Genomic DNA, 16059 nt, shown 5'->3' with positions numbered 1-16059 from the left:
CTCCCCTCAATCGAGGAGTTTGTCGAGGGACGCGAGCTTCGCCGCCAGGCGCGCCTCCACATCGTCCTCGGCGAAGAGGGCCGCGGCGACGGGCTCGGCTTCGGGGTGGGGCTCGGGGGACGGCTCGTTTCGCGGGGCATCGTCCCCGGGGCCCGAGATCCGCTCGAGCAGGTATTCGGCGAGCGCGGCGGGCGACGAATACGAGAAGATCAAGGTCGCCGAGAGCTTCAGGTCGAGCTCCGGCTCCAATCGATTGCGCAGCTCGACGCCCATGAGCGAATCCATCCCGAGGCTGGAGAACGTCGCGCTCGGGTCGATCCGCGCGCTGTCCAGGCGGAGCACCTTGCCGACCTGGCCAATGACATACTCCTCCAGGAGCCGCCCCCGTTCCATGAGGGGCGCGGCTTCGAGCGTCTCTCGGATGCTCGAGACCTGCGCCGAGGCCCCGCCCGCTCGTCGTGAGGTGAGCTCGGACCAGAACGCGAGTTTTTCCTGCTCGCGGAAATATTGAAGGAATCGATCGACCGAGAAATCCACCATGGCGACGCAGGGGCGCGGCCGCGCGAGCAGCCTCGACAGCGCCGCGTGTGCGACCCGGGGCGCGATTTCGCGCGAGAAGGGGTTCGCGGCTCCGCCGAGCGCCGCGTGCCGCGCGGCCATGCCCACGTCCCCGATCGTGCCCCATTGAATGCTGATCATGGCCGTCCCAGCGCCGAACACGCGCTGGGCCATGGCATCGAGGAACGCATTGGCGGCCGCGTACGCAGCCGCGAGCGAGAGCCCGAGCACGGCCGAGATCGACGAATACGCGACGAAGAAGTCGAGCGGCCGGTCTTTCGTCTTCGCGTGGAGGTTCCAGGTGCCGGCGACCTTCGGCGCGAGGACCTCCTGAAACGCCTTCTCCTCCGCGTGCATTGTCGGGATCAGCTCGCCGACGACGCCGGCTGCATGGAAGATCCCCGCGAGCGGCGGCATCTTCTGGTCGAGCTCGGCCCAGATCGCGTCGACGTGGTCCATGCGCGCGACGTCGCCGGAGAGCACGAGCACCTTCGCGCCCGCGGCTTGCATCGACGCGATTTGCTCCTGCGCGGCGCCCGTCGGGGCCCGGCGCCCGACCAGCACGACGTGACGCGCGCCCTGCTCCACGACCCACGCCGCGACCGCGAGACCGAGCCCGCCGAGGCCGCCCGTGACCAGGTACGTCGCGTCCGGCCGGATCTGGAAAGCGCGCGCAGGCGCCGCGTCGAAGCGACTTCGCACGAACCGCGCCACGTACCGACCGTCCTTCCGCAGCGCGACCTGGTCCTCGCCGTCCGTCGCATCGATCTCTGCGAGGAGCGCCGGCGCGCCGGCCGACGTGTCCACGGGATCCAGGTCGATCCGCACGCATTCGAGCTCCGGCAGCTCCAGCGAAAGCGTGCGCCCGAGCCCCCAGAGCGGCGCCTGCGCGGGCGAGACGTGCGCGCGCGCATTCCCGGCCGCCTGCGCGCCGCGCGTGACGAGGTGGAGCCGCGGCCGCTCGCGAAAGTTCTTCCGCAGCAAGGCCTGCGACAGGTACAGCGCCGAGATCGAGCTGATTCGCTGATCGGTCGTGACCGTCTCCGCGGTGGTCTCGTCCCACGGCGTCGTGTCCAGGCTCCACAGGTGAATCACGCCGCGGCATGGCTCCCCTGGGCCGAAGGCATCCTCCAGCAACCGGCCGTACGCGTCGCGGTGAAATGGGCAGAGTCGGTATGCGTCGTCGGCCGTACGCGCGTATTCGCTTCCTGCCTCGACGAACACGCAGCCATCTCCTCGCGCACGCAGCCGCGCCGCGAGCTCGGCGCCGACGCCGCCGCGATCGCCGAACACCAGCCACGCGCCCCCGGCGGACCTCGGCCTCCCGGCGGATCCCGCGCGTGGCGCGAGCTTCCATTGCACCTCGTAAACCTGCTCGTCCAGCGGCTCCTTCGTGGCCTCGACCGTGGGCCGGGCGTACGTCACGCCTTCCACCCAGTACCGCTCCCGCTGCCAGGGGTATGCGGGCAAGGAGACGACGCGGCCGCCCTCGGGGTAGAGTTTGTCCCAGGCCACCTCGTATCCGTGCGTATAAAGCGCGCCGAGCGCGTCCAGCATCGAACGACGCTCGTCCGCCTGCCGCCGCATCGACGGGATCGCCACGCCTGCGCTCTTCGCCTCCTTCAGGTTCTCCTCGACCGACGGAAGCAGAATCGGGTGAGGGCTCACCTCCACGAAGAGCCCATGTCCTTCCTTCAAGAGCTCCTGCGTCACCTGCGAAAACCGCACCGGTTGCCGCAGGTTGTCCGCCCAATACGATGCGACGAGCTCGTCGCCGCGGAGCGCCCTCCCCGTCACCGTCGAGCGCATCGCCACCTTGCCGGGCGACGGACGCACGTCACGCAGCGCCGCGAGGAGCTCGTCGCGCAGCGGATCCACCTGCGGGCTGTGGGACGCCACGTCCACCTTGACGCGCCGGCAGAACACGCCCTGCTTTTCGAGCGCGGCGAGCACCTCCTCGAGGGCCCCCGGATCCCCCGAGAGCACCGTCGCGCGCGGGCCATTGCTGACCGCCACGTCCAGGCGATCCTCGTATCCCGCGAGGGCACGCGCGGCCTCCGTCATCGGCAGCTCGACGAGCGCCATCGCGCCCTTGCCGCTGATCCTCCGGAGCAGCCGGCTGCGACGGCATATCACCCGGACCGCGTCCTCGAGGCCGAGCATCCCCGCCACGTGCGCCGCGGCCACCTCGCCCATGCTATGGCCGACCACGCAATCGGGTTCCACGCCCCAGGATCGCCACAATGCCGCGAGCGCGACCTCGATCGCGAAGAGCACGGGCTGCACCACATCGATCTCGGCGAGCCTCGAAGCGACCTCGTCCGCGCCGAGCTCCGCGAGGACGGAGAAGCCGGCCTCCCGCTCGATGGCCTCGTTGCAGGCCTCGATCGCCGCGCGGAACGCCGGCTCTTCGACCAGCAATCGCCGCCCCATCCCCAGCCATTGCGAACCCTGACCGGGAAACACGAACACGACCTTCAGCCGATCCTTCACGGGCCCGTGCGCGTGCAGCGCCCCCGAGGCCTGCTCGCCTTTCCCGTACGACGAAAGGAGCGTGGCGAGCTCCTCCCTCGTCCCGAATGCCGCCGAGAGCCGATGCTCGTGGTGCACCCGACGCACGCTCGCCGTGTACGAAAGGTCATGGAGCGGAACGTCGTTCGCCGCCGAGAGCCATTCCGCATACGAACGACAGAGCGCCCGCAATGCGGGAGCGCTCTTCGCCGAGAGCGGTAGCAGATGGCTCGAGGCCGCCCGCGCCGCATTCGCCTTCTCGACCGGCGCCTCCTCCACGATCACGTGCGCATTCGTCCCACTGATGCCGAACGAGCTCACGCCGGCGAAGCGGGGTTTGTCCCGGCGCGGCCACGGTACGGCCTCCGTCGGGACGACGAACGGCGTCCCGTCCAGCACGATGCGCGGGTTCAATCGGCGGAAATGAAGGTTCTTCGGGATCCTGCCGTGCTCGAGCGAGAGCAAAACCTTGAGCAGGCCCGCCATGCCCGCCGCGCCCTCCAGGTGCCCGATGTTCGTCTTGACCGCCCCGAGCACGCACGTCGATCCGTCCGACCGCGGCGCCCCGAGCACCTCCCGCAGCGCCTCGGCCTCGATGGGGTCGCCGAGCGACGTCCCGGTCCCGTGCATTTCGACGTACCCGATGTCCGACGGCGAGACCCGGGCCCGCGCAATCGCTTGCCGCAGCATGGCCTGCTGGGCGAGCACGTTCGGGGTCGTGAGGCCCGTCGAACGCCCGTCCTGGTTCACGCAGAAGCCGCGAAGCAGCCCTCGAATACGATCGCCGTCGCGCAAGGCATCGGAGAGGCGCTTCAGCACCACCACGCCGCACCCTTCGCCGCGCACGAAGCCATTCGCGCGCGCGTCGAACGTCTTGCACCGCCCGTCCGACGAGAGCGCCCGCGTCTCCACGGCCATGGCCATGATCCGCGGGGAGAGAATGGCGTTCACGCCGCCCGCCACGACGAGATCGCTGTCACGCTCCCGCAAGCTCTGGCATGCCTGCGCCACGGCCACGAGAGACGACGAGCAAGCCGTATCGATCGAAAGGGCCGGCCCCTGAAAGCCGAACGCGAACGAAATGCGTCCGGCCGCGGTGCTGAACAGGTTCCCCGTGGCGCAATAGGCGTCGTAACGGCCAAGCAGCGCGTCCCCCACGATCTGCTGGTAATCGTTGCCGCAAAGCCCCACGAAGACGCCGACCTTGCCGCCCGCGAGCAGATCCTGCCGCTGCCCCGCGTCCTCCAGGGCCTCCCACGTCACCTCGAGGAGCATCCGCTGCTGCGGATCCAGCGTCTCGGCCTCCCGCGGCGAGATGCCGAAAAAGGCCGCGTCGAAGCCGCGGAGGTCGTCGAGCAGCGCGGCCCAGCGCGCCTCCGGGTGATTGCCGGAAATCGCGTCCGGCGGCCATCGATCGGGCGGGATCTCGCGGACGGCGTCGACGCCCTCTTCGAGCAAACGCCAGAATGCCTCGGGCCCGTTTCCGCCGCCGGGAAAACGGCATCCGGCGCCCACGATCGCAATGGGCTCGCTCGCCGCGCGCTCGACCGCGTCGAGGCGCGCTTTCATTTTTTCGAGCGCCGTGATCGCCCGCTGGAGAGCGCTCGGCTCACCGGCCGCGGGTCGCGGGAGTTTCGCAGATTCGTCTGCGTTGCTCATCCGAGATACTCCTCGAACGCTTGGAGTTTGTCCACGAGGCTCGCTTCGTCCTCCTCCGAGGTCGATTCGCCCTCGGCCGGCGCGATCAGGGCGTCGTCGACCTCCGCCGGCCCCGGAGGCGCGACCTCGGCGGCCTCGGTGGGGGCCTTTGGGGGGAACATTCGTTCGGCGAGGTGCGCCGCGAGCGCCGACGCCGTCGGGTACGTGAAGAGAATGGCCGCCGAGAGCTTGAGCGCGAGGCTCACCTCCAGCCGATTGCGTAGCTCCAGGCTCAGCAAGGAATCCATCCCGTAATTCGTGAATGGCGCGCGCCTGTCGATCCGCTCCGGCTCCATCCGGAGCACCCGGCCGAGCTGCTCGGCCAGGTGGGACTCGACGAGCCCGAGCCGCTCGGCGGCGCTCGCGCGCTCGAGGACGTCCCGGAAGGTCCCCTTCTTGTCGGGCGCGCCCGGAGCCGCATTCTTCTCGGCTTCGAGCTCGCGCAGGAAGGGCGCGCCCGCCATCTGCGGGTAAAACTCGACCCATTGCCGCAGGGCGAAGCGCATGAGCGCGACCTCGGGCCGTGGATGCGCGAGCGCGCGGCCGAAAAGCAGGCTCCCTTCCTCCGCCGTCATCCCGTCGACGCCGCGCGAGGCGACCCGCTTGCCGCGGAGGTCCGACGCCGCCGCGAGCCCGACGTCCGCGAACGCGCCCCACTGGATGCTGAGCCCGGGCAAACCCTCCGCCGCGCGCGCCTGGCAAAGCGCGTCGAGAAACGTATTGGCGGCCGCGTAATTCGTTTGTCCCGGCGATCCGAGGAGCCCCGCGACCGAGGAGTACGCCACGAAGAAATCGAGCGCGCGCCCCCGCGTCGCCGCGTGCAGGTTCCATCCGCCGAACACCTTGGGCTCGATCGGCCGGTAGAGCTGCGCTTCGCTCATGTTCGGCAGCGTCGCATCGTCGAGGAGCCCCGCCGCGTGCACGACCCCGCAGAGTGGCGGCATCGTACGCTCGATCTCCTGGACGACGGCGTCCACGTCGGCCCGCTTGGAGACGTCACCACGCAATGCCTGGACCCGCGCCCCGGATGCCTCCATGGCCCCGATCGCCGCTCGCGCCGCGTCGCCCGGGGCGCTTCGCCCGAGGAGCGCGAGGTGCCGCGCCCCCTGCTCGACCAGCGACGTCGCCAGGGACAAACCGAGGCCCCCGAGGCCGCCGGTGATCAGGTACGTCCCGTCGGCGCGGATCCGCGCGCGCCCAGGCTCCTCCGACACCGTGACCTCTGCGGCGTCGTCCTCCATGCGCACCACGATCTTGCCGATGTGCCCTGCCTTTGCCATGAGCCGAAAGGCATCCGCGGCGGCGCTCGCCGCGAAGACCTGCACCGGCTCCGGCTGGAACGTGCCGTCCTCGAAGCGCGCCATGACCTCGTCGAGCAGAGCGCCGTACATCTCCGGCTTCTCCTCGGCCATCCCGGCGAGATCGACCGCCGTGTACGACAGGCTCTTGCGAAATGGCAAGAGGCCGAGGCGCGTATTTTGATAAATATCCTTTTTGCCGAGCTCGACGAACCGCCCGTAGGGCGCGACGACCTCCAGGCTTCTATCGAGCGCCTCCCCCGAAAGCGAGTTCAGCACCACGTCCACGCCCCGCCCCCCCGTGCGTCCCAGCACCTCGTCCGCGAACGCGAGCGAACGCGAATCCATGACGTGCTCGATGCCCATCGCGCGGAGGTAGGAGCGCTTTTCTTCGCTGCCTGCGGTCGCGAACACCTCGGCCCCCACGGCCCGCGCATACTGGATGGCCGCGAGCCCGATGCCGCCTGTCGCCGCGTGAATCAAGATGCGCTCGCCGCGCCGGAGTCGCGCCACGTGGTCGAGCGACCACGCGACCGTCATGAAAACGGCAGGAATGCCCGCAGCCTGCTCGAAGGAGAGGCGCCGTGGCTTTGGCTTGACGAACTCCACGCGCGTCACCACGTGGCTCGCGAAGCTCCCGGGCGCCGACGCGACGACCGCATCCCCCACGGCAAACCCCGTGACCCCCTCGCCGATTGCGGCGATCGTGCCCGCGCATTCCCCGCCGAGCAGGATCGCGCTCGGATCCATTCCAGGGTAGATGCCCATCGCCTTCATCACGTCGAGGAAATTCAACCCCGCCGCCTCGACCTCGATTTCCACCTCGCCGGGACCCGGGGGCCTGCGCGTCATGGCGCGGAGCGAGAGCTTTTCGAGCATCCCGGGCTCACGAATGTCCAGCCGGAAGGAACGACCCGCCGCCCGCTCCCTGCGCTCCGCCGCGCTCCCATGGCCGAGGCTGCCTCGCACGAGGCGCGCCACGTACCTGCCGTCGGGCCGCAACGCGACCTGATCCTCGTCGTCTCCGGAGAGAATCTCGCCCCAAAGATGTTCGAGTTCGTCCGGCTGTTCTTCCAGCGCGAGGTCGATCCGGACGCACCCGAGATCGGGCTGCTCGGTCGCGATCGCTCGCCCGAACCCCCACAACGTCGATTGCGCGACCGAAAGCGGCCCCGCGCCCGTACCGGCCGCCTGCGCGCCGCGCGTCACGAGGTACAGGCGGGGGACGTCCCGAAAACCTTGACGCAAGAGCGCCTGGGCGAGGCGCATCGCGCTCGCGAGGCCGCGCCCGAGGTCTGCGGAGAGCGTGGCTTCGGTGGTGTCGTGGAAGCCCGCGCCGTCGAGCGCCCCGCAATGAATCACGCCACGACAACCGTTCTTGCCGAAGGCTCCCCGCAAGACCTCGTCCCAGTGCGCCGCATTCGTCACGTCCAGCCGGAATCGCCCCTCGCCGAGGCGCGCATATCCGTCGCCGGCCCGCACCTCCACGCACGACCCGCCGCGCGCTCGAATTCGCTCCGCGAGCGCCGCGCCGAGCCCCCGCTCGTCGGCGAGCACGAGCCACGCCCCCGGGTTTCCCGTGGACGCCGCCGCCGCGAGCGGCTTCGATTGCCACGCGACCTCGAAGACACAATCAGCGAACGGATCGATGGCGGGCTCTTCGACCTCCGCAAGCCTCTGCACCCGGAGATCGTCGATCTCGACCCAGGCATGGCCCGCGTCGTCGAGGATGGCGAGGGATAGAATGGGATCGGCGCCCCCCTCCGTCTTCACGACCCGGCCGTGGACCCACGCCGTCCCGCCGGGCCGCCCGGACAAACGCAAGCCTCGCACCTCGACCGGGACGAACGTGCCTTCCCCCAGCGACGATTGCAACGCCGCGCCTCCCGCCTGGAAACAGGCGTCCATCAGGACCGGATGCACATGATACGCGGATACGTCGTCGCCGAGATCGTCCGGCAATCGAACACGCGCGAGGACCGCGCCCTCCCCGAGCCGCAGCCGCTCGATGCCCTGGAAATGCGCGCCATACGAGAGGCCACGCGCTTCCATACGCGCGTAATGCGCGCGCGACTCGACGACCTCGGGGCAACGCGCCTCCACCTCGCCGAAATCGATCCCCGCCCGCGCCGCGGCCTTCGGCGCCGCCACGCGCAGCTTGCCCCTCGCGTGCGTCACCCATTCCTTCGCGTCCGCCTCGCGGCTCGCGATCGTCAAGGCCGCGCGCCCGCCGCCCTCCTCCACGAGCGAGACCTGCACGAGCCGCTCGCCGCCGCGGGGCAAGGCGAGCATTCGCTCGAACGACATTTCTTCGAGGCGCGTCGCGCGCTCCCCGTAGACCTCTGCCGCCGCCGCGAGCCCGAGCTCCACGTATCCAGCGCCCGGAAACACCACCTCTCCCTGGACGCGATGGTCCTCGAGGTAAGGGAATCCCTCGACACTCACCCATTGCTCCCATACGTGGAGCTCCGGCTGCGCCGCAGGGACGAGCCCGGCGCCGAGCAGCGGGTGGCCCCCCTCGCGTCGCGCTGCCCGCGGCTTGCGCGTGCTCGCTTCGAGCCAGTAATCCTCCCGCTGCCACGGATACGCGGGAAGTGTGACGATGCTCCCGCCGTCGGGGGAAAGCTTTCCCCACGCCACGCCGCAGCCGCGCACGTACAGCGATCCCAGCGCTTCCAGCATCGACCGGCGTTCGTCCGCGTGCCGTCGCAAAGACGCGATCGCGGCTCCGTCGATCTTCGCCTCCTTCAGGTTCTCCTCGATCGACGGCAGCAGAATCGGATGCGGGCTCATCTCCACGAAAAGGTGGTGCCCCTCCTTCAACAGCGCATCCGTGACGGACGAGAATCGCACCGGGCGGCGGAGGTTGTCGGACCAATACGAAGCCACGAGCTCGTCGCCGCGGAGCGCCTCCCCAGTCACCGTCGAGCGCATCGCGAGCGCGCCGGGCGAGGGGCGGACGTCCCCGAGCGTGGCCACGAGCTCGGCGAGCAGCGGCTCCACCTGCGGGCTGTGCGAGGCGACGTCGACCTTCACGCGGCGGCAGAACACACCCCTCGCTTCCAGGCTCGCGAGCACCTCTTCGAGCGCCGCCGGGTCCCCGGAGAGCACCGTGGACCTCGGACCATTGCTCACCGCCACGCCTAGCCGATCCTCGCGCCCCACGATGGCCTGCTCCGCCTCCGCCATCGTCAGCTCGACGAGGGCCATCGCGCCCTTGCCACGAATGCGCCGGAGCAGCCGGCTCCGGCGACAGATGACCTTCGCCGCGTCCTCGAGGCCGAGCATCCCGGCCACGTGCGCCGCCGCGACCTCGCCCATGCTATGCCCGACGACACAATCGGGCTGGATTCGAAAGGACCGCCAGAGCGCCGCGAGCGCCACCTCGATCGCGAAAAGCACGGGCTGCACGACGTCGATCTCGGCGAGCCGTGAATGCGCCTCGTCGGCCGCGAGCTCGGCGAGCACCGAAAAACCCGCCTCGCGCGCGATGGCCTCACTCGCCGCCTCGAGCGCGGCCCGGAATGCCGGCTCCTCGGCGAGGAGCTGCCGCCCCATCCCGAGCCATTGGGATCCTTGCCCCGGGAACACGAAAACGACCTTCGGACGCCCCGAAGCCTTCCCCGCGACCACCTGCGCAGGCCCTTCCCCGCGCCCCCACGACGAAAGGACTTCCGCGAGCTCCTCCCGCGTCGCACCAACGGCCGCGAGCCGGTGCTCGTGGTGCGACCGGCGCACGCTCGCGGTATAAATGACGTCGGGAAGGGAAATATCGTTTGTCGCGGACAACCATTCCGCATACGAACGCGAGAGCGCCGAGAGGGCCTCGGCGCTCCTCGCCGACAGCGACAGGAGGTAGCTCGAGGCCTCTTTCGCGCGCGGCTTCGCCTCCGGGGGCGGCGCCTCCTCCAGGATGACGTGCGCGTTCGTCCCGCTGATCCCGAACGAGCTCACGCCCGCGAGGCGAGGCGTCGCCCCGCGCGGCCACGGCCTGTTCTCCCGGGGAATCACGAAGGGCGTGTCCTCGATTTCGATGCGCGGGTTCAGCGCGCGAAAATGGAGGTTTCGCGGGATCTCCTCGTGCTCCAGCGCGAGCATGGTCTTGATCAAGCCCGACACGCCCGCGGCCCCTTCGAGGTGCCCGATGTTCGTCTTGACGGCGCCGACGACGCATTTCGCGCCATCCTCGCGGGGTTTTCCCAGGACGGCCTTCAGCGCGTCCATCTCGATGGGATCGCCGAGCGGCGTGCCCGTCCCGTGCGCCTCGACGTAACCGATCTGCTCGGGCAGCACGCGCGCGCTCGCAAGGGCCTGCCGCAGCACCGCTTTTTGCGAGAGCACGTTCGGCGTCGTGAGGCCCGTGGAGCGGCCGTCCTGGTTCACCGCGGAGCCGCGGATCAGGCCTCGAATGCGGTCGCCGTCGCGGAGCGCGTCCGAAAGCCGCTTCAGGATCAAAAGGCCGCACCCCTCGCCCCGCACGTATCCATTGGCCCGCGCGTCGAAGCTCTTGCACCGGCCATCCGGCGAAAGCGCGTTCGTCTGCGCCATCATCTGCATGGTGAAAGGCGACACGATCGCGCTCGCGCCGCCCGCGACCGCGAGATCACTCTCACCGCTGCGCAGGCTTTGACACGCGAGGTGCACGGATACGAGCGAGGACGAGCACGCGGTATCGACCGTGACGGCCGGGCCCTGGAACCCGAACACGTAGGAGAGCCTGCCCGCCGCGGTGCTGCCGATGTTGCCCGTGGCCGAATAAGCGTCCACGGCGTCGATGCCGCACGAAACGAGCTGGTGCTCGTAATCGATGATGGCAATGCCGACGAAGACGCCCGTGCGCGTCCCGACGAGGCGATCGACATCTTGACCGCCGTCCTCCAGGGCCTCCCACGTGACCTCCAGCAACATACGTTGCTGCGGATCGAGACTATGCGCCTCGCGCGGCGAGATCCGAAAGAAGCTCGCGTCGAAGCCGTGAATGTCCGGCAAGAGCGCGGCCCAGCGTACGTCGGGCCGCTGTCCGGGAATCGCGTCCTTCGGCCACCGCGACGGCGGGACCTCCTGCACGGCATCGACGCCGTCCTGCAATACGCGGAAAAACGCGTCCGGCCCCTGGCCGCCCCCGGGGAATCGACAGCCCACGCCGACGATGGCAATCGGCTCGGTCTTCTCGCGCAGGAGCGCGTCGCGCTCGGCGCGGACCGTCTTCAAAACGACGAGGGTTTCCCGGAGCTTCGAAAGATAATCGGGTGCGTTGCCGCTCATCCAGGCGATCCCTTGCGCGCGTTGGCCAGCTCTTCGTCGAGCATCGCGAGAAGCTCGTCGCCCTCGACGCCCGCGAGGCTCGCCGGCAGCTCGCCCGTCCGCGGGGTCGGCGGCGCCGGCTCCACGATTCGCTCTTGCTCGACGGGGAGATCGAGCTCGCCGAGCAGATGCTCCGCGAGCGCCGCGACGTGGGGATACGTGAAGAGCAGGGTCGCTGGCAATCGCTTGCCGAGGTCACGCTCGAGCACGTTCCGCACTTCGATGCTCATCAGCGAGTCCACGCCGAGCGAACGGAACGGCTCCGCGCGCCCGATCTGGGTCGGATCCATGCGCAGCGCGCGCGCCACGCGCTCCGCGACGTGCGTCTCCAGGAGCCCGAGACGCTTGGCGGCGGGCGTGGTTTCGAGCGTTTGCCGGAATTGCTTGCCCTCCGGGGCGGCGCCCTTCGACGCCGCGCGAGCCTGACGCAAATCCGCCCAGAAGGGGCTCGACGCGAGCTGGGGGAAGATATCGAGCCATTGCCGGACATCGAGCCGCATGAGCGCGGCCACCACGCGGTGTTGCCCGACCAGCGCCGAGAGCGCGGCCATCGCCTCCTCCTGCGAGAGCCCTTCGAGCCCGGCGGCGGCGCTGCTCCGCGCCCCGGAGGCGAGCCCGATCCCGGTGATCGCCCCCCACTCGACCGCGGTCGCAGGCACGCCCCGCGAACGGAGCCATCCCGCGAGCGTATCGAGAAAGGCGCTCGTCGCGGCATAACTCGCGCGGCCGACGTACCCGAGAATCGCCGACACCGACGAATAAAGGACCATTGCGTCGAGCGTCGAGCCCTGCGCGATCTCGAGGAGGTGCCGGGCTTCGACGAGCCCCGACGAGAGCTCGTCGCCGAACCTTTGGCTCTCGAGATCCGCGTCGCGCGTGGGCTCCTCGGCCACCAATGCCGCATGAAAGACCCCGCGGAGCGGAGGCGCTTCGTGTTCCTTCATCTGGGTGAGGACCTTGTCCACGCCCGCGCGCTGCCGGAGGTCGGCCACTGTCACCACGACCTCGGCGCCGGCCTCCTCCAGGGCCTGAATGGCTGTTTTCGTCGCCTCCGAGGGCTCCTTGCGCCCGACGAGGACGAGGTGGCGTGCGCCCCAGCCGACGAGCGATTGCGCGGTCAAGAGGCCGAGTCCCTCGAACGCGCCGGTCACGAGATAACGCGCGTCCGCGCGCACCTTCTCCCCGCGGCCGGGGGCATTCTCCAGGGCGCTGCGGGCGAGGCGCGAGACGAATCGACCGTCCTTCCGCAGGGCGACCCGATCCTCCTCCTCGCCGGCGCCGAGCTCCTCGAGCAACGCCTCGACGTCCCCCACGGCGGCGCCGGGATCGAGGTCCACGTTGAAGATCTCGATCTCGGGGTGCTCCAGCACGAGGGTCCGCGACAAACCCCAGGCCGCGGCCTGCACGGGCGCGATATACTCCTGCCACGCGCCGACGGCCTGCGCGCCACGCGTCACGAGCCAGATGCGAGGGTTCGTCCGGAGCCCCTGCGTGGCGAGCGCGCCCGCGAGATGGAGCAGGCTCTCGGCCCCCGTCGATCGCGCGAGCGCCGTTTCCTGCTCCTTGCCCCAGGCGGGATCGTCGGCGCATTGCAAATGCACGATCCCTGCCCATTCCATTCCCTTCGGGCGCGCCGCGCCGAGGACCTCGGTGTAATGGCTGCGATCGGCCGGATCGATCCGGTAGAGATCGGGGCTCACCGATTCGTATCGGTCCCCGGCGACGACGCGGACGCACGTCTCGCCACGCGCGCGAAAAGCCTCACAGAGGGCGGCGCCGGTGCCGAGCTGGTCCGAAAAGACGAGCCACGCCCCCGCGCCGCGCGGCCGCGGCTTGCCGTCCCCCGCGCGGGCCCGGGGTTTGTTTTGCCATTGCGCCTCGTAGGTGACGTCCCGACCCGCCACCACACGCGGGGCGGCCGGAGCGCGATGCCCCGGCTCCGGAATCCAGTACACCTTTTTCTGCCATGGGTACGTCGGCAGCGGCACGCACCGCCCCCCGGTCGGCACGAGCCGCGCCCATTCCGGGAAGCAGCCGCGCGTGTAAAGCCCGCCGATCGCTTCGAGCAGCGCGCGACGCTCGTCCTGGCCTCGCCGCATCGAATATACGGCGAGCCCGCCCGCCTCCTTGGCGGCGAGGCACTGGTCGACGTTGCTCGCGAGCACCGGATGGGGCCCGACCTCCAGGAAGAGCTGATACCCGTCATGAATGGCCGCGCCGACGGCGCCGGCCAGATTCACGGTCTCGCGCACGTTGCGCCCCCAGTATCGCGCATCGAGTTCCTTGCCTTCGACGCACTCCGAAAGCACCGTGCTGTACATCGCGAGGGTCGCCCGCCGCGCGTCGACCCGCACGAGTCGCTCGACGAGCTCCGCGGCGAACGGCGCCATCTGCGGGCTGTGGAACGCATAGTTGACCCGCAAGGGTCGGCAGGAGATCCCTTCGCGCTCGATCCGCGCCACGACCTCGTCCATCGCCTGGGTTTGTCCCGCCAGGACGATGGAATTCGGGTCGTTCACGGCGGCGATCGAGATGCGATCCTCGTACCCCGCGAGGAACGTCCTCGCCGCGTCCGGCGAGGCCGCGACGGAGACCATCTTTCCGGCGCCGGTGGCCTTCTGCATGATACGACCACGAATGGCGACGAGACGAATGGCCTCGTCGAGGGAGAGGATCCCGGCGATGTGCGCCGCCGCGATCTCGCCGACGCTGTGCCCGATCACCGCGTCCGGCGCGATCCCCCACGAACGGAGCAGCTCCACGAGCGCGATCTGAATGGCGAACAGCATCGGCTGCGCCACCTGCGTCTCCGCGAGGCGCGACATCGGCTCGGTCGCATAAAGCTCGTCGAGGATGCTCCACCCGAGCCGCCCCGTGAGGAGCGCGTCGCAGGAGTCGATGACCGATCGAAATGCCGACTCCTCGTCGTAAAGCTTGCGCCCCATGCCGAGCCATTGCGATCCCTGGCCCGAAAAAACGAAGACGACTTTCGCCCGCGCGGGCGTGGCTTTTCCTTGCACGACGCCGCTGGGTTGCTCCCCGCGCAAGAATCCGCCGAGCAGCCCGGCGAGCTCGTCCTTACTGCCGCCCACGACCGCGAGGCGGTGCTCGAAATGGCTGCGCCGCGCGCTCGCCGTGTACGCGATGTCGAGCAGGCGCGGCCCGTCGGCGCTCGCGAGCGTTCGCTGGTACGATCGGGCGAGGTCGAGCAGCGCCTCGGGGGTCTTCGCCGAGAGGGGCAAGAGATACGCGCTCGGATCCTTCGCGAGCTGCTCCTCGAGGTTCCGCGGCGCTTCCTCGAGGACGACGTGGGCGTTCGTCCCGCTGATGCCGAAGGAGCTGACGCCGCCGATGCGAGGCCGCAATCCTGCCTTCCAGGGCATTGCATGCTGCGCGATTTCGAGCGACGTCCCGCGGAGATCGATCCGCGGGTTCAGCGAGCGGAAATGCAGGTTGCCCGGGATGCGATCGTTCTGCATCGAGAGCGCCACCTTCATGAGCCCCGCCACGCCGGCCGCGGCCTCGAGGTGCCCGATGTTCGTCTTGACCGCGCCGAGCACGCAGCTCGACCCCCTCTCGCGGGGCCCGCCGAGCACGGCCTTCAGCGCCTCGACCTCGATCGGATCGCCGAGCGAGGTCCCCGTCCCGTGCGCCTCGACGTACCCGACGTCGGACGGCGCGACGCGCGCGCTCTCGAGCGCCTGCCGCAGCAAGGCCTGCTGCGAGAGCACGTTCGGCGCCGTCAGGCCCGTCGATCGACCGTCCTGGTTCACGGCCGAGCCGCGGATCACCGCGATGATCGGATCCCCATCGCGCTCGGCGTCCGAAAGGCGCTTCAGCACCACGACGCCGCACCCCTCGCCCCGGACAAACCCATTCGCGCGGGCGTCGAAACTCTTGCATCGCCCGTCCGGCGAGAGGGCCTGCGTCTTGCTGAGCAGCTTCGTCGTCGCGGGCGAGAGCATCAAATTGACGCCGCCCGCCAGCGCGAGGTTGGTCTCGCCGCTCCGCAGGCTCTGGCAGGCGAGGTGAATCGCGGTGAGCGATGAGGAGCACGCCGTCTCCACGGACACGGCCGGCCCCTGCAGTCCAAAGACGTACGAGAGGCGACCCGCCGCCGTGCTGATGACGTTCCCGGTAAAACAATAGGCGTCGAGCTGATCGGGGCTCAATGCGAGGACGCGCTGCTGATAATCGAGCGCCCAGATCCCGATGTACACGCCCGTCCGGCTGCCCATGAGCCGCTCGGGCATTTGCCCCGCGCGCTCGAGCGCCTCCCACGAGACCTCGAGCAAGAGCCGCTGCTGCGGATCGAGGCTTTCCGCCTCGCGCGGCGAGATGTTGAAAAAGGCCGCGTCGAACCGATCGACGTCGTCGAGAAACGAGCCCCACCGGAGCGCCCGCGCCTCGGCGTCCTGCTCGGGCCCCGCCTGCTCCAGGCTCCATCGCTCGGGCGGGACCTCGCGAATGGTGTCGACGCCGTCCTCGAGCAACCGGAAAAAAGCCTCCGGTGTATTCGCGCCCCCCGGAAAACGGCAACCCATGCCGATGATGGCAATGGGCTCGACGCGCGCGCGCTCGAGGTTCTCGATCTTGGCGCGCATCTTCTGGATCGTCATGATCGCGCGCTGCATCGACGAGAGCCCCGACGCGGGCGGGGCCTCTTCCTCGTGCTGCGTCGTCATGGTCG

The 16059-nt window shown here is 69.7% G+C and carries 3 protein-coding genes; all 3 read right to left on the bottom strand.

The window, feature by feature from the left end:
• Positions 1-6 precede the first annotated feature (6 nt).
• Genes KEG38_RS11825 through KEG38_RS11815 form a run of 3 tightly spaced genes read right to left on the bottom strand, consistent with a single transcriptional unit; the run spans position 7 to position 16054 of the window.
• Positions 7-4728: a type I polyketide synthase gene (locus KEG38_RS11825; protein WP_272419463.1), complete on the bottom strand. Its 4722-nt coding sequence runs from the start codon at positions 4726-4728 to the stop codon at positions 7-9.
• A complete protein-coding gene (locus tag KEG38_RS11820; protein ID WP_272419462.1) occupies positions 4725-11330 on the bottom strand; it encodes a type I polyketide synthase in 6606 nt (2201 codons plus the stop codon). The genes KEG38_RS11825 and KEG38_RS11820 overlap by 4 nt, the downstream gene beginning before the upstream one ends.
• Complete coding sequence (locus tag KEG38_RS11815; protein WP_272419461.1) at positions 11327-16054, bottom strand: type I polyketide synthase; 4728 nt, start codon at positions 16052-16054, stop codon at positions 11327-11329. Before KEG38_RS11815 ends, KEG38_RS11820 begins: the two co-directional genes overlap by 4 nt.
• Positions 16055-16059: the final 5 nt, after the last annotated feature.

Source organism: Polyangium jinanense, from assembly GCF_028435265.1.
In the GTDB taxonomy this organism is placed as follows: Bacteria; Myxococcota_A; Polyangia; order Polyangiales; family Polyangiaceae; genus Polyangium; species Polyangium jinanense.
Note: the sequence above shows the minus strand (reverse complement) of the source record. Positions and strands in the feature narration are given on the sequence as shown.

Coding starts and splice junctions, on each gene's coding strand:
- KEG38_RS11820 (WP_272419462.1), bottom strand. CDS start 11,330: ATGAGCGGCAACGCACCCGATTATCTTTCGAAGCTCCGGGAAACCCTC.
- KEG38_RS11815 (WP_272419461.1), bottom strand. CDS start 16,054: ATGACGACGCAGCACGAGGAAGAGGCCCCGCCCGCGTCGGGGCTCTCG.
- KEG38_RS11825 (WP_272419463.1), bottom strand. CDS start 4,728: ATGAGCAACGCAGACGAATCTGCGAAACTCCCGCGACCCGCGGCCGGT.